Source organism: Winogradskyella maritima (genome assembly GCF_042650215.1).
GTDB classification, from domain to species: Bacteria; Bacteroidota; Bacteroidia; order Flavobacteriales; family Flavobacteriaceae; genus Winogradskyella; species Winogradskyella maritima.
Genome location: NZ_JBHSAT010000004.1, coordinates 716,039 through 740,323 on the forward strand (window position 1 = coordinate 716,039; position 24,285 = coordinate 740,323).

22 protein-coding genes are annotated in these 24,285 nt (G+C 39.2%); 4 read left to right on the plus strand and 18 right to left on the minus strand.

What is annotated here, in order from left to right; genetic code table 11:
- Position 1: 1 nt before the first annotated feature.
- Both ACFOSX_RS04180 and ACFOSX_RS04185 read left to right on the plus strand, forming a co-directional pair.
- The gene (locus ACFOSX_RS04180; RefSeq protein ID WP_386097318.1) at positions 2 to 1,822 is read left to right on the plus strand and encodes a GNAT family N-acyltransferase; all 1,821 of its coding nucleotides are present in this window, start codon (positions 2 to 4) and stop codon (positions 1,820 to 1,822) included.
- Entirely contained in the window at positions 1,819 to 2,826 is a 1,008-nt protein-coding gene (locus tag ACFOSX_RS04185) for a carboxypeptidase-like regulatory domain-containing protein (RefSeq protein ID WP_386097320.1), read from the plus strand. The genes ACFOSX_RS04180 and ACFOSX_RS04185 overlap by 4 nt, the downstream gene beginning before the upstream one ends.
- On the opposite strand, the gene ACFOSX_RS04190 is transcribed toward ACFOSX_RS04185, so the two are convergent.
- The 15 genes from ACFOSX_RS04190 to ACFOSX_RS04260 all read right to left on the minus strand — a co-directional run bounded on the left by ACFOSX_RS04190 (position 2,821) and on the right by ACFOSX_RS04260 (position 15,809).
- Entirely contained in the window at positions 2,821 to 3,237 is a 417-nt protein-coding gene (locus ACFOSX_RS04190; protein WP_386097322.1) for an arsenate reductase ArsC, read from the minus strand. The two genes, ACFOSX_RS04185 and ACFOSX_RS04190, sit on opposite strands and share 6 nt — an antisense overlap.
- Positions 3,238 to 3,247: 10 nt before the next feature.
- On the minus strand, positions 3,248 to 3,742 hold the full coding sequence (locus ACFOSX_RS04195) for a DUF6428 family protein (RefSeq protein WP_386097324.1): 495 nt from the start codon (positions 3,740 to 3,742) through the stop codon (positions 3,248 to 3,250).
- A 10-nt stretch (positions 3,743 to 3,752) separates the two neighbouring features.
- On the minus strand, positions 3,753 to 4,124 hold the full coding sequence (locus tag ACFOSX_RS04200; protein WP_386097326.1) for an ArsR/SmtB family transcription factor: 372 nt from the start codon (positions 4,122 to 4,124) through the stop codon (positions 3,753 to 3,755).
- A gap of 58 nt (positions 4,125 to 4,182) precedes the next feature.
- Positions 4,183 to 4,629 carry an NINE protein gene (locus ACFOSX_RS04205; RefSeq protein WP_386097328.1) on the minus strand — a complete coding sequence of 149 codons (447 nt, stop codon included), beginning with the start codon at positions 4,627 to 4,629 and terminating at the stop codon, positions 4,183 to 4,185.
- Positions 4,630 to 4,670: 41 nt separating this feature from the next.
- Complete coding sequence (locus tag ACFOSX_RS04210) at positions 4,671 to 5,057, minus strand: VOC family protein (RefSeq protein WP_386097330.1); 387 nt, start codon at positions 5,055 to 5,057, stop codon at positions 4,671 to 4,673.
- 77 nt (positions 5,058 to 5,134) lie between these two features.
- Complete coding sequence (locus ACFOSX_RS04215) at positions 5,135 to 5,590, minus strand: DUF1801 domain-containing protein (protein ID WP_386097332.1); 456 nt, start codon at positions 5,588 to 5,590, stop codon at positions 5,135 to 5,137.
- Positions 5,591 to 5,619: 29 nt separating this feature from the next.
- Positions 5,620 to 6,558, minus strand: coding sequence for a 2-hydroxyacid dehydrogenase (locus tag ACFOSX_RS04220; protein WP_386097334.1), 939 nt, complete (start codon positions 6,556 to 6,558; stop codon positions 5,620 to 5,622).
- A 43-nt stretch (positions 6,559 to 6,601) separates the two neighbouring features.
- Positions 6,602 to 6,967 carry a cupin domain-containing protein gene (locus tag ACFOSX_RS04225; RefSeq protein WP_386097336.1) on the minus strand — a complete coding sequence of 122 codons (366 nt, stop codon included), beginning with the start codon at positions 6,965 to 6,967 and terminating at the stop codon, positions 6,602 to 6,604.
- Positions 6,968 to 7,103: 136 nt separating this feature from the next.
- Positions 7,104 to 8,453 (minus strand): magnesium transporter, encoded by a 1,350-nt coding sequence (gene mgtE / locus ACFOSX_RS04230; protein WP_386100211.1) that lies wholly within the window; start codon positions 8,451 to 8,453, stop codon positions 7,104 to 7,106.
- Positions 8,454 to 8,509: 56 nt separating this feature from the next.
- Complete coding sequence (gene rsmA, locus ACFOSX_RS04235) at positions 8,510 to 9,286, minus strand: 16S rRNA (adenine(1518)-N(6)/adenine(1519)-N(6))-dimethyltransferase RsmA (protein ID WP_386097338.1); 777 nt, start codon at positions 9,284 to 9,286, stop codon at positions 8,510 to 8,512.
- A 101-nt stretch (positions 9,287 to 9,387) separates the two neighbouring features.
- Positions 9,388 to 9,711, minus strand: coding sequence for a DUF4286 family protein (locus ACFOSX_RS04240; protein ID WP_386097340.1), 324 nt, complete (start codon positions 9,709 to 9,711; stop codon positions 9,388 to 9,390).
- 89 nt (positions 9,712 to 9,800) lie between these two features.
- Positions 9,801 to 11,654, minus strand: coding sequence for a tetratricopeptide repeat protein (locus ACFOSX_RS04245; RefSeq protein WP_386097342.1), 1,854 nt, complete (start codon positions 11,652 to 11,654; stop codon positions 9,801 to 9,803).
- A 495-nt stretch (positions 11,655 to 12,149) separates the two neighbouring features.
- Positions 12,150 to 13,421 (minus strand): serine--tRNA ligase, encoded by a 1,272-nt coding sequence (serS, locus tag ACFOSX_RS04250; RefSeq protein WP_386097344.1) that lies wholly within the window; start codon positions 13,419 to 13,421, stop codon positions 12,150 to 12,152.
- 154 nt (positions 13,422 to 13,575) lie between these two features.
- On the minus strand, positions 13,576 to 14,883 hold the full coding sequence (locus ACFOSX_RS04255) for an HTTM domain-containing protein (RefSeq protein ID WP_386097346.1): 1,308 nt from the start codon (positions 14,881 to 14,883) through the stop codon (positions 13,576 to 13,578).
- Complete coding sequence (locus ACFOSX_RS04260; RefSeq protein ID WP_386097348.1) at positions 14,880 to 15,809, minus strand: bifunctional riboflavin kinase/FAD synthetase; 930 nt, start codon at positions 15,807 to 15,809, stop codon at positions 14,880 to 14,882. The genes ACFOSX_RS04255 and ACFOSX_RS04260 overlap by 4 nt, the downstream gene beginning before the upstream one ends.
- 82 nt (positions 15,810 to 15,891) lie before the next feature.
- On the opposite strand from ACFOSX_RS04260, the gene ACFOSX_RS04265 reads away from it, so the two are divergent.
- Both ACFOSX_RS04265 and ACFOSX_RS04270 read left to right on the plus strand, forming a co-directional pair.
- On the plus strand, positions 15,892 to 20,856 hold the full coding sequence (locus ACFOSX_RS04265; RefSeq protein WP_386097350.1) for a thrombospondin type 3 repeat-containing protein: 4,965 nt from the start codon (positions 15,892 to 15,894) through the stop codon (positions 20,854 to 20,856).
- A 28-nt stretch (positions 20,857 to 20,884) separates the two neighbouring features.
- Positions 20,885 to 21,784, plus strand: coding sequence for a PorP/SprF family type IX secretion system membrane protein (locus ACFOSX_RS04270; RefSeq protein WP_386097352.1), 900 nt, complete (start codon positions 20,885 to 20,887; stop codon positions 21,782 to 21,784).
- 49 nt (positions 21,785 to 21,833) lie between these two features.
- On the opposite strand, the gene pth is transcribed toward ACFOSX_RS04270, so the two are convergent.
- The 3 genes from pth to ACFOSX_RS04285 all read right to left on the minus strand — a co-directional run bounded on the left by pth (position 21,834) and on the right by ACFOSX_RS04285 (position 24,156).
- Complete coding sequence (pth, locus tag ACFOSX_RS04275) at positions 21,834 to 22,451, minus strand: aminoacyl-tRNA hydrolase (RefSeq protein ID WP_386097354.1); 618 nt, start codon at positions 22,449 to 22,451, stop codon at positions 21,834 to 21,836.
- A 75-nt stretch (positions 22,452 to 22,526) separates the two neighbouring features.
- Positions 22,527 to 23,189, minus strand: a complete 663-nt coding sequence (locus tag ACFOSX_RS04280) for a 50S ribosomal protein L25/general stress protein Ctc (protein WP_386097356.1) — start codon at positions 23,187 to 23,189, stop codon at positions 22,527 to 22,529.
- A 25-nt stretch (positions 23,190 to 23,214) separates the two neighbouring features.
- The gene (locus tag ACFOSX_RS04285) at positions 23,215 to 24,156 is read right to left on the minus strand and encodes a ribose-phosphate pyrophosphokinase (RefSeq protein ID WP_386097358.1); all 942 of its coding nucleotides are present in this window, start codon (positions 24,154 to 24,156) and stop codon (positions 23,215 to 23,217) included.
- Positions 24,157 to 24,285 lie beyond the last annotated feature (129 nt).

The window sequence follows — 24,285 nt, forward strand, 5'->3', positions numbered from 1 at the left end:
AATGAGCAAATCATCTAACACAGGTCTTGTCACCGCTAAGGAAGTCGCTAAAGCCATCAACTTTGATAAGTATGGGTTTTTGGGAACGTTTGTCGGTTGGATGCTCATGAAAGTCCTTAAGATTTCTACGCTCAATAAAATCTACAATCGTAATAAACACTTAAGCGACGTAGAGTTTTTGGATGCCATTTTAAATGAATTTGAAATCAATTTTGAAATCCCCGAAGAAGACCTGAATCGCTTGCCAAAAGAAGGGCCTTACATTACCATATCTAACCATCCGCTTGGCGGCATCGATGGGATTTTGCTGTTGAAGCTTATGGTTGAAAAGCGACAAGACTTCAAGATTATAGCCAACTTTCTACTTCACCGAATAGAGCCGATGAAGCCTTATATTATGCCTGTTAATCCGTTTGAAGACCGTAAGGATGTGGCAAGCAGTATCGCAGGATTTAAAAATGCCATTATGCATTTGCGGAACGGCCATCCGCTAGGATTGTTTCCGGCGGGAGAAGTATCGACGTATAAAGATGGAAAGTTGATGGTGGATAAAGATTGGGAAGAAGCGGCCATGAAGCTGATTAAAAAAGCTGAAGTGCCTGTGGTTCCAATTTATTTTCATGCTAAAAATTCAAAACTGTTTTATAGACTTTCTAGAATCAGCGATACGTTTAGGACAGCAAAGTTGCCTTCAGAATTACTGACACAGAAAAGACGCGTTATTAAGGTCAGGGTCGGGAAACCGATAAGTGTAAAAGACCAGCAAGAACATACTGATTTAAAGGATTTTACAGAGTTTTTGAGAACAAAGACTTACATGCTCTCAAAGATATTTGAAAAACCGAAAATGCTAGATAATATTCAATCCTCCTTAAAAGTTCCAAAGCCTGCCAAGCGCATTGTTACTCCAATAGATTCTGGGTTGATGCAAACGGAGGTTGAAGGCCTTAGAGAAAAGGACTGTCGTTTATTGAGTAGTAAAAATTATGAAGTCTTTTTAGCTTCGGCTAATGAGATTCCAAATATTCTGAGTGAAATAGGCCGACTACGTGAAATCACCTTTAGGGAAGTTGGTGAAGGCACTAATGAAGCTACCGATTTGGATAAGTTCGATGAGTACTATCATCATATGTTTTTGTGGGACAACGAAAAGAAAATTTTGGCAGGAGCCTACCGAATGGGCTTGGGCTCTCAGATTTATGCCAAGTATGGTATAGATGGTTTTTATCTTCAGGATTTGTTCCGTTTTGAGCCCGAATTACACAAAATGATGAGCCAGTCCATAGAAATGGGTCGTGCTTTTATCATCAAGGAATACCAACAAAAACCAATGCCTTTATTCTTACTTTGGAAAGGTATTGTTCACACGACTTTGCGTTACCCTGAGCACCGTTATTTAATCGGAGGTGTGAGTATAAGCAATCAGTTTTCAAACTTCTCTAAAAGCTTGATGATTGAGTTTATGAAATCACATTACTATGACCCGTATGTGGCGCAGTACGTACATCCTAAAAAGGAATTTAAGGTGAAACTCAAGGATGCTGATAAGGACTTTATTTTTGATGCGGCGGAAGCCGATTTAAACAAGTTCGATAAAATTATTGATGAGGTTGAACCGGGAGCCTTACGCTTACCAGTCCTTTTAAAAAAATACATCAAACAAAACGCAAAACTAGTAGCCTTTAATGTGGACCCGTTATTTAATAATGCGGTAGACGGATTGATGTACATTAAAATTGCCGACCTTCCTGAAAGTACGGTACGTCCGGTTATGGAAGAGTTTCAGGCTGAGCTGGAGCAGAAAATATATGGTCAGCAGTGAAAACACTTCAAATTGTAACGGCTTTTTTATGTGTTGCAGGCTGTATTAGCGCTCAGACATTGAAAGGGGTTGTAACGGATGCGCTGACTAAGCAACCTTTAGAAACCGTTTCAATCTATTTTAACAACACCACTATTGGGACGACGACCGATAGTAATGGCGAATTTTCCATTACGTACACAGATGTGGTGCAGTCGCCTTTGATTATTTCTTATCTCGGTTATGAAAAAATTATCATCGATAAATACCGAGGCCTTTCAAGCTTAAAAATTGAATTAAAAGAGAAGGTTGGGGAACTGGATGAGGTGGTCATTAACACAGACGATGGTCTCACCAGAAAGCAAAAGCTCCGAATTTTTAGAGAGCAGTTTTTGGGAACGTCAAATAATGCCAATAAGTGTAAGATTCTTAATGAAGACGATTTAATCCTCAGATATAATAAACGCGAAAAACAATTGAGCGTCAGTGCCGTTGCACCTTTAGACATTGAAAACAAGGCGCTTGGTTATACCATCACGTATGAGTTGGTGGATTTTGAAGTGGTCTTTAATTATGTAGATAAATTTAGACGGGAGTTCAACGTGTTTTCTACGTTTTATTCGGGAACATCCTTATATAAAGATGAAAACTTTGAAGAAAAAGAGCGTGTATTAAAAAAGCGCGAAAAGGCATTCAATGGCTCGATTCAACATTTTATGCGGTCGCTTTACAACGGTGATTTAAAGGCTGAAAACTATAGGGTTTTTAAGAAAGGCTTAGGTGTAAATCAAGATGAGCACATTTTTATTAGACAAACAGAGGACGAGGATTTTAAAGAAGTGAAGCTTTCCGGAAAGTTAGCCATCTTATATAAAGGGAGAGCCCAATCTGATATCATCCCACAATCCGAATCTTTTTACGTTGATGCATATGGGAATTTTTTGCCTGTGCGAGCCTTGTTCTTTAATGGTGCTATGGGGAGTCAGCGTTTGGGAGATACTTTGCCGTTGGACTATGGTCTATAAATGAGTTTCTACAAAATCCTTACAATAGCCCTTAATCTCTTCTCTGGCCTTCAAAAATGCATTTTCTTTTTCTTCTTCTGTACCCTCAACCTTCGATGGGTCAAAGAAATTATGATGTAGTCTCAGCGCATTGGCGCTAGGGATAAATGGGCAGTTTTCCTTAGCGTGGTCGCAAACGGTAATAATATAATCAAAGGTCACATCGGAATATTCATCGACATGATTGGATGTGTGCTTAGAGATATCAATTCCATCTTTTTTCATGATAGCCTGTGCCCCAGGATTAATACCATGGGTTTCGATGCCTGCACTATAAATGGAAACGTCATCATTAGTAAATTGATTAAGATAGCCATGGGCCATTTGGCTTCGACAGGAGTTACCTGTGCAGAGAACTAAAATATTTTTCATACTAAATAGATTAACAACAGTTACTTGATGGCTCACAACACATGGCTTGGGGTTCTTCTTTTGGTGCTTCAATACCGCAGATATCTTTCGCTTTGCAATCTGTAGCCGTACTTCCCAAATGAACAATAATGGAATTTTCAGAATAGCTTACCTCACCAATTGTAAGTTGCGCCGTATGGAATGATGGGTTGCCGTATTCGAACTTTACTTCAGAATTCATGGTAAAGGGCTTAAGTTTTCCAACTTTATTCAGAATGCCCAATGCTTTAAAACAGGTCATTTCAGAAGTTGTAATTGGTAAATCCATCGTATCGGCTTCAAGTAATTGAATGACTGTTTCGCGCCATTGATGTTGCTGTGCGCCACAGTCTACCGTTTCAATAAGTACATGCTTTACTTCGGTAATATGATAATCTGCATTTACAAATTGTTCTGGCGAATAACTAAAACGTAGTTGTTTTGATGGATTAGATTTTAATAGGTCTAAAAAAGTGTCTAGTCTCATATTAATTGATTTAACAGCAGTTTTTTGCTGTGGTGTAGAAAAAGGAATTCATAAGTTCTTTTAAATCTTGAAGGCGGTCAACATTAATGCAATAACATTTGCGTGTGCCTTTAAACGTTCCGCGGATGAGGCCAGCTTTGTTGATGACTTCTAAATGTTGTGAAACAGTAGCTTGTGACAGCCCAATTTCCTCGACAATGTCGTTGCAAATACAAGACTCTTGTTTGCTGATATAAGCAATAATGGCTACACGCGCCGGATGCGCAAACACCTTGGCAATCGAGGCTACATCATTGTGATAATTGGAATACATATTGAGTTTTGAAGCGCCCATAAGATTAGTGTTTAAGGCAAATATAGAATATCTATCGTAATATTGCAATATTACGATAGATTAAATTGAAAGAAAAGCCAGAGTCGATACCTCTGGCTTTACAGTTTTAGAACCAAGGCTTATGGCCTACTTGATATGTATTATAAAACTCTTCATCGGTTTTGGTAAGGTAAATAATACCTTCTATAAGTCCAAGAATCCAGAGTGCACCACTAAAAATACCACAGGTTATAATAGATAATATAATCGTTGCAACCAAAATAATAATACCTTCTTTAGTGTAGCCCAATATAAACTTATGAATACCTAATCCACCCAAGAGTATAGCCAAAACGCCAGCCAATACCTTCTTGTTTTCACTAGAGAATGTTTCTTTGGCACTTTCACTAAACTCTTTAGCACTGCTTTGTGCATCCTTAGAAAATTCAGAAGCTTTCTCTTTAGCTTCACTTGCAAATTCTTTGGCTTGTTCAGAAGCCTTTTTTGCAGATTCCTTTGCGTCGCCCAACATATCGTTGAGGTCGTCGCCTAAATTTTTGTTATCGTCAGACATAGTTGGTTTTTATTTTACAGGTATGAGTTTAATATCTATTGTTACAAAAAGGCTTTATCTACGGGTTCCCAAAGTTCTATTTTGTTGCCATCGTTATCCATAATCCAACCAAACTTTCCGTAGTCGTATTCTTCCATCTCTCCAACAATGGTAACACCTTCGTCCTTTAAAACCTTGAGCAGTTCTACTAGGTTTTCAACCCGATAGTTAACCATAAAATCCTTACCCGATGGTTTATAGTATTCCGTATCCTTGGCAAACGGGCTCCATTGCGTAGAGCAATCATTACCGTCTTTATCTTTCCACCAAAACGTACAGCCGTAATCGTCGGTATTAAACCCCAAGTGTTTTTTATACCATGCTTTTGATGCGTTAGGGTCGGTGCTTTTAAAGAACAAACCGCCGATGCCTGTGACTCTTTTTTTCATCTTTAGTTCCTGCGAAGGCAGGAATCTCATTAATTAAACATTATATTTTTCCCAAAGGGAAGACTTGTTTTAAGTTATTATTTCTTAATCGCTGATTCATAAGTTGAAATCCAGTCATCACAACTCATTTTGGTGCAGAGCTCCCCGATTAATTCAAACGGAATATCATCCACTTTCTTAAACCGGATACAACATTTACCCATATCCAGTTTTCGGGAGGCGTGTTTCGGGTATTCATTTACAAACCAATCATGCAATTCTTTTTTAGCATAAATACCACTGTGGTATAAGTTTACAGAGTTTTTTTGTGAAGCGAAACTCATAAACGGTAAAGGCTCTTCGGGTTTGCAATGGTAACCGTCGGGATATTTGCTATGTGGCACGTAATAGCCAATCATTCCATATTGAATACCTTCCTCAAATCCTTTTGGCAAATTATCATTGATGGTTTTGCGTAATTTCTTTAAAGCATCGTGACGCTCCTCTGGCGTTTGGCTGATATACTCTTCGGGCGAATTGGCTTTGTACTGCATAAGTCAATCATTGTTATAAACCCTTAAAGTTAGCAAAATTTCGCTTTTATTTTATCCACAATGGTTTGTGCGAGTTTTATTTTGCTTTCTTCGGTCCAACCAGCGACATGAGGTGTTAAGATGACGTTCTCTGCTTTTATGAAAAATTGAAAGGCTTCTGGCATAACGTCGGAAGTAAATAAATCTTCAAAGGATGTTTTTTCGTATTCCAAAACATCGAGTCCAGCACCCAAAATTTCACCCGATTTTAAAGCGTCAACCAAGTCTGAAGTCACTACCGATTTCCCACGGGCGGTATTAATCAACCAGAAGGGTTTTTTAAAGTTTGAAATAAACTCAGCATTCACCATTCCGACGGTTTTTGGGGTTTGTGGTGTATGAAGGCTTAAGACATCCGCTTTAGTTTGAAGCTCAGTCAATGTTACTTGCTTTGCGTTTTCATCACCTACATTATCTTTAATGTCGTAGCACAGCACCTCCGCATCAAACCCTCGAAGCTTCTTGGCAAATGCCTTTCCCATATTGCCATAACCAATAAGCCCAACGGTTTTGCCGTCTAACTCTATACCTCTGTTGGCTTCGCGATACCAACGCCCATTTCGGACTTCACGGTCTGCTTTATTGAGTTTGTTGAATAACGAAAGTAATAGCCCTAAACTGTGTTCGCCCACGGCATTGCGGTTGCCTTCGGGAGCTGAGATGAGGTAAACGCCTTTTTCTTCAGCATAGTCACAATCTATATTTTCCAAGCCCGCACCTACACGTCCAATGAACTTTAAATTTGAAGCCTTGTCCAGAAATTCCTTATCAATCGAAAAGCGACTCCGGATGATAATACCATCATAGTCTGAAATCTTTTCGAGTACCTCCAATTTGGAAGAGGTATAATCTTCATGATTGGTATAACCCAACTCGTTGAGTTGGTTTAGGAGTAAGTTGTGGTTGCTGTCTAGGTGTAGTATTTTCATGAAGCCATCTTAATTTTCCCGAAGGAAAGAAACTGTTGTGTTTTTAAATTCTAGGGTATTCCGTCTGCGTTCGTTCATGCTTAACATTCCCTGTATGTGCTGTGGTTAATTTCTCAAATAATAATACATGAACTTCTTCATCATTAATGGTCTTGGGATTATGTTCTACACCTTTGGGTACAACAATGAGTTCTCCTGGTTTTACAATCTCAACTCGGTCTCTAAAATGCATGTGTAATGTGCCTTTAATGACTTGAAACAATTCGTCCTCGTCCTCGTGGCTATGCCATACAAATTCGCCATTTAGTTTGGCTAATATCACTTGCATATCATCCACTACTGCAATTTGATGTGGATGCCAGTTTTTACTGAATTTAGTAAACTTTTCTTTAATGTTTATAGCTTTCATACAGAATCTCTATTTGCATTGAAAGTTACAAAGTTTTGCGATAGCGATTGTAGAGAAAATCCTTTGGTTTACCAAAGATTGAAACGGAAAGCGCGGTGCACCGGAAAGGAATGGAGGGGCAATCGCCCAAAAAATCTTAAAACCCTATAATCTTACCAGCGATCACGAAAAAAAGATAAATACCAAGGATGTCATTGCTCGTAGTAATAAACGGTCCAGTAGCAATGGCTGGGTCAATACCACGCTTGTCTAAAATAATCGGCACAAACGTACCGACCAAAGCAGCCACGACAATAACGGACATCATAGACACGGCAATCGCCAAACTTTCAGTTGTATTTTGGCCAACCAAATAGCCAAAAAGCATAACTAAAAGGGCAAGTGCAAAACCATTGATAAGACTTAGGCCAACTTCCTTTAATAAACGATTGATAAGACTTCCTTTTACGTTATTATTAGCAAGACCTTGAACAATAATTGCACTCGATTGAACGCCCACATTCCCTGCCATAGCGGCAATGAGTGGCGTGTAGAAAAACAAGGATGGTACGGTAGCCATTATGTTTTCATAGCCTTGCATGATGAATACAGAACCAAGGCCACCAAAAAGTCCTAAAACCAACCAAGGTAATCGTGCTTTAGTAAGTTGCAAGATGCTATCATCGGCCTCTACGTCTTGCGTAATACCAGCGGCAAGCTGATAATCTTTATCGGCTTCTTCTCTTAGGACATCGATTATGTCATCAATGGTAATCCGTCCGAGAAGGGTTTGGTTTTCATCCACAACAGGGATAGCTTCCAAATCATATTTTGCCATAACTTTAGCGACCTCTTCAACATCTTCATCGACATTGACAAAATCAACATTAGTGATATATATATCTGAAATTTTTTGTTCGCTTTTAGCAACAATTAAATCTTTTAGGGAAAGTCGACCAATCAGTTTTTCTTGCTTGTCCACCACATAGATAGAATGGACCCGAGTTACATCTCTGGCTTGTCCTCTTATGCGTCGTAAACAGCCAGCAACAGTCCAAGTTTCGTAAACTTTAACCAACTCCTTGGCCATCAATCCACCCGCAGAACTTTCATCGTACGCAAGGAGCTCTTCAATCTCTGCTTTGTGTTCAGCGTCTTCAATTTTTGAGATGACTTCGGCTTGACGTTCCTCTGGAAGCTCAGCAATAATATCAGCGGCGTCATCGGTGTCTAGCTCTTCAACCTCTTCCGCAATCTCTTTACTGGAAAGGTTTTTTAAGACTTTTTCCCGATTATCCTCATCAAGTTCCATAAGGATATCAGAGGTAGTTTCAGAATCGAGAAGCTTAATGACGTAAACAGAATCGTCAAGATTTAATTCATCCAGAATTTCAGCAATATCAGCGTAGTGATATTCAGAAAGTAGGTTTTTAAGTGCCTTATCGTCTTGGTTTAAAACGAAATGCTTTACCTGCTCTACAAGCATATCTGTGAGTTGAAATTGAATATGTTCTTGTGTGTTTTCCACCTTGAAACCGTTTTGCCTGGAATGACAGAATTTTACTAATGCACGTCGTTTTCAATCAGCGTTGCTAACTCAATAAATTGAGGAACGCTCAACTGCTCCGGACGCTGACCAAATATAGTGTTTGCTTTTAAATTATCAGACAGGTTCATTGTTTTTAAACTGTTACGAAGTGTTTTTCGGCGTTGTTGAAAGGCCGTTTTCACAACTCTGAAAAATAATTTGTCATCGCAAGGCAAGGTTTTGTCTTGTTTTCGGGTTAAACGAAGTACGCCAGAATCTACTTTCGGAGGTGGATTGAAAACCGTTGGTGGCACGGTAAATAAATATTCGGCGTCATAATACGCTTGAGTCAATACTGAAAGAATCCCATAAACTTTTGAGCCTTCTTTTGAGCAAATACGAAGTGCGACTTCCTTTTGAAACATGCCCGAAAATTCTGGAATCTGGTCTCGCAATTCTAATGTTTTGAATACGATTTGCGACGAGATATTGTACGGATAATTTCCAATTAGTGCAAAAGGTTCACCTTTGAAGACATCGTTAATATCATACTTTAAAAAATCTTTCTCAATGATGCGGTCAGCGAGGTTGAGGTAATTGTTTTTGAGGTATTCTACCGATTCCGAATCGATTTCAATAACATGCGTTGTTGTATCTTTTTTGAGTAGATATTTGGTGAGCACGCCCATACCAGGACCGATTTCCAATACGTGCTTGTAGCCTTTAAACGACAAGGTTTCGGCAATACGTTCGGCGATGGATTCGTCTTTAAGAAAATGTTGTCCTAGGTGTTTTTTGGCTTTTACTGTCATGTTTTTTGTTTCTCGCGGAGTAGTTAAAGTTTTTCTCACAAAGGCGCTAAGTCGCAAAGCTTTGTGTGTCGCTTTGCGCCACCTCGACTTTACGAGTATTATTATTTAAAATCCACAGCATATTCATCAATAACCTCTAACTCCGTTCTAAAAGCCAACATTTTATCGGCGAATTTCACTAAGCCTTCTTGTCGAAGTCGGTCAGCATCTTGTGCATAGTAGGCTTCTAAAGCCTCTCGAGAATGTGCCCGATACTGAATGGAGTAGGTCTGTCCACCCATATCTTCTTCAACTAAAACCTTGGTCAACTTGGCTTCTTTGAATTTTCCTGTGGCTAATACCTGTGGGATGTGTTCTTTTATCCAGCCTAACCACTCCTCGTGTGCGCTGTCGTCTATATTAACCGTGACGTTATATATAATCATATTGTAAAAATTCCAAAGGTTCAAATTCTAAAACACAAAAGTACAGTTAAAGTCTAGCTTATTGAAATTTGGTGCTTAAGGTTTGGAATTTAATTAATCGCATCCCCTCGAAGCATGCGATACTTCTTTCGGGCTTCGACGAAGTAGATGCTGTCTTCGTGATTGAAGAGTATTTTCTCGTAGAGCTCCTTGGCCTTTTCAGGTTGGGCGAGGTGCGTGTTATAGAGTTCGGCTAAGAAATAATAGGCGTCATCAATGAGAATATCTTCGCGCCAATCGGCAATAATTTTTTGGTAATTGGCTTCGGCTTTGGCGTAGTCTTTTTTGGCTTCAAACAGCTGTGCTTGCTTAAAAAGTGTTTGGTCAGTGATGCTTTCGCCTTTATGCTCTTCGAGGATTTTACCTAATAATTGGAGTGATTCCTCATCTCTATTCTGAAATTCCAACAAGTCCGCCTTAGCATAATAGCCGAGTGCTGTTCTTGTAGAATCTTCGTATTTATTATCTGAAATCAATAGTTTTAAATCCAGAGCGTCATTAGCAATGAGTTGTGATGTGGCGCGCTTTAGAATTTTCAATTGGGTTTCCGCCCAATCAAAATCACCTTTGTAGTAACTTGTTTTTGCAATTTTGAATCGGGCTTCTTGTGCCAAAGTACTATTCTTCAAATTCGCCTGAATCTGCGAATAGTAAATCAGAGCCTCATTAAATCGCTCTTGCAAGACTAAAATATCGGCCAATTTCATTTTTACCATCCCTTCTTGAAATGGCGATTTGTCTATGCTCGCCGATTCCTTTAAAAAATCACTGGCTTCTTTAGGTAGGCGAAGGTCAAAAGCCAAGAAGTGCGCATAGGCCAATTGTAAGGATAAGGACGTTTCTGTTCTGCCATAGGTTTCAAAAAGCTCAAGATATTCCGACTTAATCGCCTCTTTTTCTTTTGGAGTTACCGCAGATTTCGATTTAATATCTAAAATGTACTGGTGTGCTGTGAGTTGTGTTGCTAAATCTTGCGAGGTGTCTAGGATAAATTCAAAAATTGTATTGGCAGTATCTGTATCGTTATCATCAATGGCAGTCAGTGCCAATTCAATGATGCGATTAAGACTTTCTGGGTTACGACGGTAAATGGCTTTCTCTTGCGTAAAGGATTTTCCGTAGGCTTTCTCCTGGACGTATAACCAGCTAAGGAGTTCATTCCACTGCGGATTAGGCTCTAGTTGAAGGCGTTTCAACAGTAAGCGACGAAGCATAATATTGCTTTCGTTCTCTTTATTTTCTGAAATAAAAGCACTGATGGCGCGCTTAGTATTATTTATGAAATCTGGTCGGTAGGCAATGTAATCCAAGTAGTTGGAAAACATAGCTTCCACATCGCCTTGGTCGCCATAAAGTCTGGCCAATTGCACACTGAAATTTTTATCTGGGAGTAATGTTTTTGCTTTCTCGTAGGTAGTTATGGCCTGGTCTGTGAGGGAACGTTGTTCAAATTTTTGTCCTACGCTGTAGACATAATTAGGTTTTTCGTCTAAAAAGGCAATAGCTTCATCATATAAGGGAGTTGCCAAAGAGAGGCTGTCCATTAATTGGTAATTATAGCCCAACTCAATAAGTAACGCTGGAACTTTAGAACGTTCCATTCTAGTTTTGAGCAATTGCTGAGCGACCTCGTACTGCTCTAATTGTTGAAGCGCACCAACGAGTTTGTAGAGGTAATTATAGTTGTAAGGTTGCTTATCGTATAAGGCTTCGTAGGAAAGTCGGGCTTTTTCAAATTCACCTTTGTTGAAATATCCATCAGCAATCTGCAATTCTTCGGCCAAAGCTCTGCGCTCCAATTCTCGTTTTTGTGCACTCAGTTTTTGGGCCTCGGTTTGTGCGAAACCAAAATTGCCGAGTAGAGCAACGATTAGTACGAAAAGTAGGATGCGTTTGTTAAGCATAAGGTTAAATATAACATATCTATTGAGCAGAAATTGTAAATGTTATGGTAAAAATTAGGCTTTAACCATGAAAACTCCTCGATTTGTCAATCTAAGCCCGTTTTAGATTCTAATTTCATATGTTTAAGATGCTGAAACGAGTTCAGCATGACAACTAGATGAGAATACTTTAAAAAAAATGCTCGAATTGTACAATTCGAGCATTTTCCATTAACTAACTTTTCAAAAAAATGAAATCAAAATTAAAACAATTGCGGTGCGTTTTTAAAGTTAAGCTCCTGCCTGTCGGCAGACAGGTGTTTTTAGAACAAAACTTTCGAAGCGATTAACACTAGTGTGATAAGCAACGTAACGCGTTTTAAGTCTTTCATAAGCAGGTCGTTTTAGTTGGGATTACTAACATCTAAAAAAAAATCTAAAACATCCACGAAAGAACAATTTATTCGATAAAATACATTTTATTTTAACATATATCGAATAATATTCAGAAAATACTTACGAAATAATATCAAATCCTGTGTAAGGAATCAATACTTCTGGCACTTTAATTCCTTCTGGCGTTTGGTAATTCTCTAATAGTCCAGCCAATACGCGCGGTAATGCTAAAGATGAACCGTTTAACGTATGTGCCAATTCATTCTGACCATCTTTGTTTTTAAACCTCAATTTGAGGCGATTAGCCTGAAACGTTTCAAAATTAGAGACCGAAGAAATCTCTAACCAACGGTCTTGCGCGGTTGAGAATACTTCAAAATCAAAGGTTAATGCCGATGCAAAAGAAACATCGCCACCGCAGAGTCTTAGGATACGGTAAGGCAATTTCAATTCACGAAGGATATTTTTTACGTGGTCGACCATACCATCCAAGGCCTTATAAGAATTGTCTGGATGTTCTACTCGGATGATTTCTACTTTATCAAATTGATGTAGTCGATTCAATCCGCGGACGTGCGCACCGTAACTGCCTGCTTCGCGTCTAAAACATGGTGTGTAACCCGTTATAGTTTGTGGTAAGTCGTCTTCAAATAGAATCACATTCCTAAAAATATTGGTACCAGGAACTTCCGCTGTCGGAATGAGATACAAATCATCTGCCGTAACATGGTACATCTGGCCTTCCTTATCAGGTAATTGCCCCGTTCCAAAACCTGAAGCTTCATTTACCAACAGAGGTAGTTGATATTCGGTGTATCCCGCTTCCGTATTTTTATCTAGAAAGTAGGCAATCAAAGCACGTTGTAGTCGCGCCCCTTTTCCTTTGTAAACCGGGAATCCTGCGCCAGTGACCTTGTTGCCCAATTCAAAATCGATGATGTCGTATTTTTTGGCCAATTCCCAATGTGGTAGTGCACCTTCTGCCAATGTTGGGATATCTCCTTCTCTAAAGATTTCTTCGTTATCCTCGTCAGAATTTCCACTTGGCACACTCGCGTGAGGTACGTTTGGAATGTTGTATAAGACATTATTCAACGCTTCAGCCGTTTCGGCCAATTGCTGTTCGCCCATTTTAATGTCTTCCTTAAGTTGTGTGGTTTTCTCTTTTAAGATATTGGCTTTGCTCGCCTCGCCATTTTTGAATAACTGCCCAATTTCTTTGGACAGCGTGTTCATTTCGGCCTTAGACTGGTCTAAGTTGGTTTGCAAACTTCGGCGCTTTTCATCTAGAGCAATGGCATTATCAACCGATTCCGTGGCATCGATATTACGCACGGCCATGCGTTTTATCACATCCTCTCTATGTTCTCTTAAAAATGAAACTTGTAACATTGGGTATTGTTTTTGGCGTTCACGACACTATGGTTATGGCGGGTTGATTGCGGAATTACAGACACATATCGTCTTAAGATACCGTTTCCATCCCTAACGCGATTTAAGCCCACAAAAGTAATAAGAATTTAGGGCTGGTAAAAGATTTAGAGCGCTATTTTGAAGGGAGCAACCACTCGCTATGCGCAAAGCGTCTCCACGGTAATGAAGCAATATCTACCGTTGGGTCGGTGAACTGTTTTCTGGGTTTTCCGTTGACGCTGACATAGGCTTTTACAAAAACCGAAACGTCTTTGCCTTCTTTGGCAAAGTGCTGTTTAAGGCGGTGGGCGAATTGCCACATTACATCGGGTTTGGTGCTTGCCGTACGCTGTTGTTTTTTACTCAGGAAGTCATTTAAATTAACAGGAATGGCATTGTTCGTCGCTTTGTCAATTACAGTATATGTCGTTGAGCCCGACTTGGCACGAAGCATCATCCGCCACGATAATCGATGGCCTTCTTCCGTCCATAAGACATCATCTTGAATAAAATGATGACGCAATGGTAAAGCAACTTGAATGATTAAATAGATAATCAAACCCGTCATTAAAATTGGCGCTGGTTTGAAGGCTTTTTTACCTTCAGGATTAAAGCTCGGCTTCTTTTTGAGGAATAATTTTCGAATCGTTTCAGCATCAAAAAAGAATAAACTGAAGGCTAGAGACAAATACGGAAATATGCCAATATGAAAAATGAATGAGTTGAAAAGATGGAAGAATATCGAAATAAAAAAGGCGAATTTCCGTGTTGGTTTATACAGCAATGCCGGAATAATCAGCCCATCAAACAAAATACCGCCATAGCTTAAAAAGTAGTGTATGGCTTTTTGTTGAAGCAGTTCGCCAACCAGAAAATAATGCGATTTACTTTTCATAAGCAAAGCCATGACCGAGCCGTCAAGCCAATCGGGATAAAACTTAGCAATGCTGGCGAAAGTATAAACGATAAACAGTTGTGAAATAATCAACCACCGACACCAATTAGGCATGGAGAGGGATTTTAAACTTGGATTGAATTTTACATCCAAGGAGGCATAGCGATTTGCTGGCAAAACGGCCATCAATGCGCTCAATAACATTAGCAGGTAATAATGATTATTGTATGAGGATTTTTGCATCAAATAGGTGCACGTCCACATGAGCGTGAATGCTAATACACTCCAACGGTATTTATAGCCGAGCATAATACCAATACCAAACAGGCTCATTATGGCATAATGCCAATACATGTATGGGCCTTGCAACACTTGAAGGAAATCAAAACCGATAAAATTGAACGTTGCTTCGGGCTCTACCAAATTTCGGCGTACCCAGCCTGTGGCAATGGCGCCCGCAGATTCCAAAAAGCACAACAACCCAAATAGGATTCTAAAAACGATTAATCCTGAATTATCTATCGGTTTGTTGAGAAACTGTTTCACACTAAATCCTTTAAGACAGCCAAGGCATTATCCTCATCTTTTTTGAGTTGGTTTTTTAAATCCTCTAACGAATCGAATTTATATTCATCTCTGAGGCGTTTTAAAAATTCAATTTTTAAGGTACAATCGTAAAGTTTTTGGTCTAGCTCGAAAAAGTGGACTTCAATAGTTCGTTCTTTATTGGCAATAGTTGGGTTAGAGCCAATATTCATCATGCCGTAAACGGTTTGTTCTTCAATTTTAGATTGCACCACGTAAACCCCATCTTTCGGGATGAGTTTATAATCTTCCCTAATCTTAATATTTGCGGTTGGATAGCCGAGTTGACGTCCGAGACGTTGTCCAGTAACCACAATTCCGGTTATGAAATAATGATAGCCCAAATAGGTGTTTGCTGTTTCAATTTCACCTTCAAACAAGGCATTTCTAATTTTAGTGGAACTGACGGTGACATTTTCTATGTCTTGGGCGGTGATTTCTTCGACTTCAAAATCGAATTCATTTCCGAAGTCTTTTAAATCATGAATATTGGCACTTCGGTCTTTTCCAAAATGATGGTCGTACCCTATTATGATGACTTTGGTATGTAATTCATCTACCAAAATATCCTTCACGTAATCTCTTGGCGACAGATTGGCGAACGTTTTGGTAAATGGTTTTACGATAACATTCTGTATGCCAAAATGTTTTAAAAGTGCAATGCGTTCCTCAATGGTGTGGAGCAACTTAATTGAAGAATTTTCCTCCAAAACCATACGTGGATGGGGGAAAAGTGTTAGTACCGCAGATTCCATCCCTTTTTGATGGGCAGACTCAATGACTCTAGAGAGTATTTTCTGGTGGCCTATGTGAACACCGTCGAAAGTGCCTATGGTTAGGGCTTTTGAATGGTATTGGTTGGTGATGTTAATTTTTTTTGTATTCAACTGAAATATTGATGAATAGTTAAGGATTTCTTAAAAAAATGTATACATTTGAGTTCCATTAAAATTAAGTAAACTAAACTTTATGAAAACAAAGCTACACTTAGTTTTGTCATTCTGTATGTTTTTAACGGTTTTTTCGGCTGTTGCCCAACAAGGGTATTGGCAGAAAATATCTTCGACCGATAGAAGCATTTCTGACAAACTTACCAACCTGAAGCAAGACAATTTTGAAACGTATCAATTAGATATAAATGCGTTTAAAAATGGCCTTATTGGCGCTCCACTCCGTGGAACTGCATCATCAAATGTGATTGTGTATTTGCCAAATGAAAACAATGAATTGGAACCATTTAGAGTCGTAGAAGCCCCTGTGCTTTCTGACGCTTTAAGTGACAGGTATCCAAACATTAAAACGTATGTCGGTACCAGTTTAAACCTTGCTGGTGTACGTGCGCGTTTTAGCGTTACACCGCAGGGTCTACAATCTATGATTACTTACCCTAATCGCTCAACGTCGTTTACCGTGCCATTAAGCAAGGGGAATTCTTCTAATTATATTTCTTATAATAGAGGAGTGCGTTTAAATAGCGTGAAAGATTTTGAATGTTTAACTACTGGAGAAGTCATGCCAATTTCTCAAGATGGTCTTAGTGGTAGAGATGCCGATGACCAAGTTATTAGGGATTTTGACATTGCAATTTCTACAAACGGAGAATATACCGAATTCTGGGATGATGGTGACGATACCAACGGAACGGCTCAAGAAGATGCTTTGGCTCAAGTAGTGTCTACATTAAACAGAAACAATGAGGTTTTTGAATGGGATATGGCTGTTACCTTTACTCTGGTTAACGGCATAGAACTAATTTATCCAGACCCAGCTTCTGACCCTTATGGCGGAGGCGGATTAAATGGAGCACTACAATCTACTCTTACTAGTGAAGTCGGTGAAGATAATTATGATATAGGACATTTATTTGCCTTTGGACCAAAAAACGGTAATGCAGGCTGTATTGGTTGTGTTTGTGTTGATGGCTCTAAAGGAAGTGGATTTTCTCAACATGATTTCGTTGATAACGATGGAGGGCCTTACATGGCTGACTTTTTTGACATTGATTATGTGCCACATGAAATAGGTCATCAAATGGGAGCTAACCATACATGGTCTTTTTCTACTGAAGGTACAGGAGTAAACTCTGAACCAGGCAGTGGAACAACTATTATGGGTTATGCTGGGATTACTGGTCCAAATGATGTACAAGATCACAGTGATGCCTATTTTCACTATCACAGTATAGACCAAATTTTAAATAATTTGGATAATAAAGATTGTGATACGGAAACTGCTACTGCAAACAATGCGCCTGTCGCTGATGCAGGTGCTGATTACACCATTCCTGGAGGGACAGCTTTTGTTCTTAGAGGTGCAGCAACAGATGCAGATGCTGGTGACGTTTTAACATATACTTGGGAACAGATTGATTCTGGACAGTCGACGTCTACCTCTTTTGGCCCGACAGCGACCTCTGGAGGAACATTTAGATCTAGACCTCCAAGCACAAGTCCTGACAGATACATGCCGTTTATTGAACGTGTTATTGCAGGCGAATTAACGGAGACTTCTCCAACGGAGACTGCCGATAATACATCTTGGGAAACCGTTTCTACTGTATCTAGAGATTTAAACTTTGCACTTACAGTTAAAGATAACGTTGTTTATGATCCTGGAGCAAATATGATAGGGCAGTCTAGTTTTGATACTATGACGGTTTCTGTAGATGGATCTGCGGGACCTTTCATAGTAACATCTCAAGATGATCCATCTGTGACTTGGGAAGCTGGTTCTTCTCAAACTGTTACCTGGGATGTGGCAGGAACTGACGGAGGTGCTATTAATGCTACAAACGTAGATATTAAATTATCAACAGACGGCGGCTTAACATTCCCGTTTGATGTTGCTACAGGAGTCCCTAATACAGGTACTGCTTCAGTAACTGTTCCAATTACAGGAGGAGATACATCAACAGCCAGAATAATGGTTGCTGGTTCAGATAATATATTCTTTGCTGTAAACAGTTCAAACTTTTCCATTATAGAATCGGAGTTTGTTATGAGCTTAGACGAGTCATCAGTGGATGTATGTAGCCCAGCTGACGCTGTTTACACATTTACCTATAATACATTTTTAGGATTTACAGACACTACTGTATTTAGTACAATGGGATTACCTGCTACCGCTGTAGCAACATTTAGTCCAGCTACTGCTAGTGCTGATGGTACCGTTGTTACAATGACAGTAACAGGTACAGGTACTTTGGCTGTGGGCAACTATCCATTCACAATTGTTGGAACGTCTGGTACTATTGTTAAGACTGCTGATGCCGAATTAAATGTTTATGATGCTAATTTGGCAACATTAACTTTAACCAATCCGGCTGACGGTGCTACTGAAGTGCCTGGAGATGCCGCTATGTTAGCATGGGATGCAGATATTAATGCGGTAGCATACGAATATGATGTTGCGTCTGATGCAGGATTTACCAGTTTAGTTACGGGAGGTGTTGTAACAGAAGCTATGGCTACGGTTTCAGGCTTGGCTACCGATACAGAATATTTTTGGAGGGTAAGAGGTGTTAATGCCTGTAATAATATGGGTCCTTATTCTTCGGCTAGCTTTACGACTGCCAATATAACTTGTAATAACTTTGATGCTACGGATACTCCGATTGCAATTCCTGACGGAAACCTTGCAGGAACAACTTCGGAATTAATGGTAACTAACGTTGCTTTGATTACTGATATCAACGTCACAATAGATGTTACGCATACGTGGGTTTCAGATTTAACTTTGACCTTAACAAGTCCTAACGGAACAAGTGTTGTTCTTACTGCTAAAAATGGCGGTAGTGCCGACAATTATACAATGACCGTTTTCGATCAAGAGGCTACAGAAGCTATTGGCGATGGTACTGCACCATTTACTGGAACATTTATTCCAGACGGAGATCTTTCCAATTTTTATGGTGAAGTGTCTTCAGGGGAATGGGAGTTATTGGTCGTTGATGATACAGGATTTGATGCTGGAACATTAAATAGCTGGTCTATGGAAATCTGTGGAAATCCTCTTGCTGATACAGACGGTGATTTAGTGCCTGATTTAACAGATAACTGTCCTATGATGGCTAATGCAGATCAAGAAGATACGGATGCAGATGGTCAGGGAGATGCTTGTGATGACGATATTGATGATGATGGTGTTTTAAATGCTGATGACAACTGTCCTACGATTCCTAATCCAGATCAAGCAGATACCAATGGAAATGGTATCGGTGATTTATGTGATTTTGAATGTAGTGTAGGCACGGATTCACCAGCCTTGGCAATTCCAGATGGTGACCCTGAGGGGGTTACAACTACGGTATTGATTACTGAAGCTACTGTGATTAATGATGTTAACCTTACTTTAAATATTACTCACACTTGGGTTTCTGATTTAATTATTCGATTAACCAGCCCTTCTGGTACAACAGTAGAATTGGTCAACGGTATAGGAGGAAGTGGAGATAACTTCACAAATACTGTCTTAGATGATGATGCTGACGACCCTATTGCAGGTGAAGCGGCACCATTTACTGGGACTTTCCAACCATTAAATCCTTTGGCAGCTTTCAATGGTGAAGGTGGAGGTGGCGAATGGACAATCTTTATCTCTGACAATGTAGGTTTCGATACAGGAACATTAGATGACTTTAGTTTAGAAGTTTGTGGATTGCCACAGCCAGATGCAGATAGTGATGGTATTGCTGATGCAGACGATAACTGTCCAGATACACCAAATACAGACCAATCAGATTTAGATGGTAATGGTATTGGTGATGTATGTGATAACGATTTTGACGGAGATGGTATCTTAAATGAAGATGATAATTGTCCTCAAAATGCTAATCCAGATCAAGCGGATACAGATGGTGATGGAATAGGCGACGCCTGTGATCCTGAATGTTCATTGTCTGTTTTTGATGGAGACCCAATTGTTATTGATGATGACTCAGGTCAACCATTCCAACAGTATGTTGTGCCATTGACAATAGAAGACAACCTTACGATTACGGATATTACTGTAACTGTTGATATTACACATACATGGGATTCTGATTTATTATTGGCTTTAGTTCACCCAGATGGCCAGCAATTCATCATCCTTGCTAACGGTGTTGGTGGTAGTGATGATGATTTTACAGGCACTGTATTTAATGATAATGCGGACACGCCTATTGGTGACGGGGATGCACCTTTCACAGGACTGTTTAGCCCGGAAGACCCATTCTCAACATTCTTTGGACAACAGTCTCTTGGAACTTGGTTCTTTGTAGTGGTTGATACGTTTCCTGCTTTAGATGGTGGCTCAATAAATGCTGTTAGTCTAGAAATGTGTGGTATTGTTGACCCAACAGACTTTGACTCTGACGGTATTCTTAATGAAGATGATAACTGTATATTAATTGACAATCCTGATCAAGCAGATAATGATGGTGATGGAATTGGGGATGTTTGTGACGATGATGATGATAATGATGGTGTTCTAGATGTATTAGATAATTGTCAATTTGTTGCAAACCCAGACCAAGCTGATAACGAAGGTGACGGTATTGGTGACGTTTGTGATGATGATGACGATAACGACGGTGTACTTGATGATGACGATAACTGTCCATTAACTTTCAATCCAGGTCAAGAAGATTTTGATTTAGATGGTCTTGGAGATGTTTGTGATGGTATCTCAGTCAATGATATCGTTTCGCCAAATGGTGATAACATTAACGACACTTGGTTAATTGTAAATATTGATAAGTTCCCAGGGACTAAAGTACAAGTCTTTAACCGTTGGGGTAAAGAAGTATTTACAAGTAGCAATTACAACAATGATTGGGCTGGAAATGACAATGGTAGTGGTAACACTCTTCCATCAGGATCCTACTATTATGTTGTTGATGTAGGAGGCACTGGAACAGAAGTCGTAGATGGATGGTTATTCATAACCTTGTAATCGCATAACCTTTAAACAAATGAACACAATGAAATTTTATAAAAACACATTAAAAATTATTGCTCTGTTAGTGTTTGGCGGTTTATATGCGCAACAAGAACCTAACTATGCATTGTACAGATATACAATGAATGCTATCAATCCCGCTTATGCGGGAGCTGATGGCTTCGCTAACCTGACGACTAATTTTAGGAGTCAATGGAGTGGTGTACAAAGTGCACCTGAAACACAAACCTTATTCTATTCTCAACCATTAGGTAATAATTTAGGAATAGGATTGAGTTTTGTGAATGATCAAGTCTTCGTTGAACAAAACACAAGTTTTAATATTGACTTTTCTTATAAGTTGCAAATGAACGAAGAGACTAATTTATTCTTCGGGATTAAAGCAGGTGGAAGTTCATACAGCATTGACAGGGATAAATTCGGGAATTTTCAGACGGCAGATGACCCTGCTTTAGGGAATATTGATACTGGATTTAGACCAAATTTTGGTGCTGGGTTATATTTGATGAATGAGAAATATTTCTTATCAGTTTCTGTACCTCATATATTATTGAGTGAGCGTATCAGCAATGACAACGGCACTGTTTCTGTCGCTAATGAGAAAGCGCATTTCTATTTTTCTGGAGGATATAATTTTGATATTTCAGAAGACGTTGAGTTTAGACCATCAGCTATGGCGAGGCTCGTAAGTGGTGCGCCAATATCAGCTGATTTCACAGCAGCCTTTAGGTTTATAGACAGAATCGAAGTCGGTGCTATGTACAGAACGGATTCAGCTTGGGCTGGAGTAGCGATGTTATCATTGGCAGACTGGTTTGATCTAGGGTATGCTTATGAAGCATCATCGCAAGATGTCGTATCTAATGGTAGTGATGGTACACACGAAGTTGTTTTAAGATTCAACTTCAGAGGCGATAACTAATTAGATTTAGTATAGATAATTAAAAAGGCCATCATTAGGTGGTCTTTTTTTATTTGCCGTTAAAAGTATTCATGGTGTTATTGATACCAGCCAATCCAAAAGATTTTACAGCTCCTATGGACTTGTCTAAGCGTTCAGGGAGCTTGGTATTCTCCTCTTCGGACCATTCGCCCAATACATAATCTATTTGGCGTCCTTTTGAAAAACTATCACTAATCCCGAATCTAAATCGGTTGTACTTTGTAGTATTCAATTTATCTTGGGTGTCTTTTAAACCGTTGTGGCCACCGTCGCTACCTTTGGTTTTAATTCGGATTGAACCAAACGGTAAATTCAAATCATCAGTAATCACCAAAAGATTCTCAAGAGGTATCTTTTCTTTGTCTAACCAATATTTAATGGCTTTGCCACTGAGATTCATATAGGTGCTCGGCTTTAACAATACAAAGGTTCTCCCTTTCAATTTATAAATACAGCGGTCGCCTAGTTTGTCTGTTTCAAATTGAAGCGCTTCCTTTTCGGCTAAATGATCTAACACTTTAAAGCCTATGTTGTGACGTGTATTTTCGTATTTCTCGCCAATATTTCCTAATCCGACAATCAAGAATTTTTTCATGTCAATCTCTATTTCTTTCGATTTAAATAAACCCCAAAACCAATGTATCATGCTTGTGAATTTATTCAAAAATAAAAAAGCATTCCCACAATGAGAATGCTTTTAGATAATGTAATTGTGTTTAATTTATTCTTTTACTGCTGCAACGTCATCAGTTTCCGTTGCAGGTACGTCTGAAGCTTCAGTTGTTCCTTCTGCTCCTTCTTCTTCCTCCTCATCTTCATCTTCTGCATCGACAATGGCCAATCTACTTCGTCTTACCTGCATAACAACAGTGTTGTCTGGATGTAAGAATTTGTACTTGTCATTTTGAAGTTCAGTGATGTATAATTTGCTTCCAATTTTAAGTGGAGTAATATCTACCTCGATAAAATCTGGCAAGTTAGCGGGTACCGCTTTAACTCTAAGTTTACGATAAGGTCTTCTTAAGTTACCACCGTTTAAAACACCTTTAGATACACCTACTGTCTTAACAGGAATATCCATAGTAATTTCTTTATCGTCAAAGATTTGATAGAAATCGATGTGTAAGATTCTATCGGTTACCGGATGAAACTGAATGTCTTGCATTACTGCGTTAACCGTTCCTCCGTTGTCTAAGGCAATCACAACCGTATGCGCATCTGGTGTGTATACGAGTTTAGAGAATGCCAATTCTGGTGCAGAGAAATGCAATGGCTTGTCTCCTCCGTATAGTACGCAAGGAACCTGACCAGCATTACGTAAGGCTTTTGTTGACTTTTTGCCTACGCTTTCTCTTTGAGATCCATTAATTGTAATTGATTTCATTGTTGTTGTTTATAGTTGTTTTTAATTACATTATAAATTTTGAACTGATAGAATTGTTGTGATGTACGCGGTGCATAACATCTGCAAATAAATCAGCACAGCTTAAGACCTTAATCTTATTGCTTGTTTGTTTAAGAGGAATAGAATCCGTTACGATGAGTTCTTCCAATTTTGAATTTTCCAATCGCTCATACGCGCTTCCCGATAAAATAGGATGTGTACAAATAGCTCTAACACTCAATGCGCCACGTTCAATCATTAGGTCGGCAGCTTTGGTTAATGTACCGGCTGTATCGACCATATCATCTACGAGTACGACATTTTTGCCAGTTACATCACCAATCAATTCCATATGTGAGATCACATTAGCCTTAGCACGTTGCTTATAACAAATGACAACATCACTGGTCAAGGCTTTAGAATAAGCATAAGCTCGTTTAGAACCACCCATATCCGGAGAGGCTATTGTAAGATTATCGAGATTTAAATCTTGCAAGTAAGGCAAGAAAATCGTTGACGCAAACAAATGATCTACTGGTTTTTCAAAGAACCCTTGAATCTGGTCTGCGTGCAAATCCATAGTAATGATACGGGTTGCACCTGCAGCTTCTAGCATTTTTGCCACGAGCTTTGCTGCAATTGGTACTCTAGGTTTATCCTTACGGTCTTGTCTTGCCCAGCCAAAATAAGGCAACACGGCTGTGATATGACGAGCAGATGCACGCTTAGCCGCATCAATCATCAACAACATTTCCATTAAATTTTCAGGGCCAGGATGTGTAGAACCTATTATGAAAATACGCGTACCACGGATAGACTCTTCGTAAGACGGTTGAAATTCACCATCACTATAGGTAGAGGTAATGACGTTGCCCAACTTAACGCCATAGGCATTAGCAATCTGTTCGGCTAAGTACTTACTTTGCGAACAGGTAAAGATTTTTGCTTCTGGTGCTTCGTGTGGCATCTTTAACTAGTTTATAATCCGTTGTGTTAGATTCTCTTAAACAGGCTGCAAATTTAAGAATTTATTTGAAGCTAAAAAGTATAAAACCCTTTAATTTTAGTTGTTTGAATAGAGATTTTTTCTATTTTT

Excerpts from the sequence above, each read along its gene's own strand:
- ACFOSX_RS04240 (WP_386097340.1), bottom strand. The coding sequence starts at position 9,711 with ATGATTATATATAACGTCACGGTTAATATAGACGACAGCGCACACGAG.
- ACFOSX_RS04215 (WP_386097332.1), bottom strand. The coding sequence starts at position 5,590 with ATGCAGTACAAAGCCAATTCGCCCGAAGAGTATATCAGCCAAACGCCA.
- ACFOSX_RS04245 (WP_386097342.1), bottom strand. The coding sequence starts at position 11,654 with ATGCTTAACAAACGCATCCTACTTTTCGTACTAATCGTTGCTCTACTC.
- ACFOSX_RS04280 (WP_386097356.1), bottom strand. The coding sequence starts at position 23,189 with ATGAAATCAATTACAATTAATGGATCTCAAAGAGAAAGCGTAGGCAAA.
- ACFOSX_RS04270 (WP_386097352.1), top strand. The coding sequence starts at position 20,885 with ATGAAATTTTATAAAAACACATTAAAAATTATTGCTCTGTTAGTGTTT.
- ACFOSX_RS04190 (WP_386097322.1), bottom strand. The coding sequence starts at position 3,237 with ATGAAAAATATTTTAGTTCTCTGCACAGGTAACTCCTGTCGAAGCCAA.
- ACFOSX_RS04265 (WP_386097350.1), top strand. The coding sequence starts at position 15,892 with ATGAAAACAAAGCTACACTTAGTTTTGTCATTCTGTATGTTTTTAACG.
- ACFOSX_RS04205 (WP_386097328.1), bottom strand. The coding sequence starts at position 4,629 with ATGTCTGACGATAACAAAAATTTAGGCGACGACCTCAACGATATGTTG.
- rsmA (WP_386097338.1), bottom strand. The coding sequence starts at position 9,286 with ATGACAGTAAAAGCCAAAAAACACCTAGGACAACATTTTCTTAAAGAC.
- ACFOSX_RS04210 (WP_386097330.1), bottom strand. The coding sequence starts at position 5,057 with ATGAAAAAAAGAGTCACAGGCATCGGCGGTTTGTTCTTTAAAAGCACC.
- ACFOSX_RS04220 (WP_386097334.1), bottom strand. The coding sequence starts at position 6,558 with ATGAAAATACTACACCTAGACAGCAACCACAACTTACTCCTAAACCAA.
- ACFOSX_RS04195 (WP_386097324.1), bottom strand. The coding sequence starts at position 3,742 with ATGAGACTAGACACTTTTTTAGACCTATTAAAATCTAATCCATCAAAA.
- pth (WP_386097354.1), bottom strand. The coding sequence starts at position 22,451 with ATGATACATTGGTTTTGGGGTTTATTTAAATCGAAAGAAATAGAGATT.
- ACFOSX_RS04285 (WP_386097358.1), bottom strand. The coding sequence starts at position 24,156 with ATGCCACACGAAGCACCAGAAGCAAAAATCTTTACCTGTTCGCAAAGT.
- serS (WP_386097344.1), bottom strand. The coding sequence starts at position 13,421 with ATGTTACAAGTTTCATTTTTAAGAGAACATAGAGAGGATGTGATAAAA.
- ACFOSX_RS04225 (WP_386097336.1), bottom strand. The coding sequence starts at position 6,967 with ATGAAAGCTATAAACATTAAAGAAAAGTTTACTAAATTCAGTAAAAAC.
- ACFOSX_RS04180 (WP_386097318.1), top strand. The coding sequence starts at position 2 with ATGAGCAAATCATCTAACACAGGTCTTGTCACCGCTAAGGAAGTCGCT.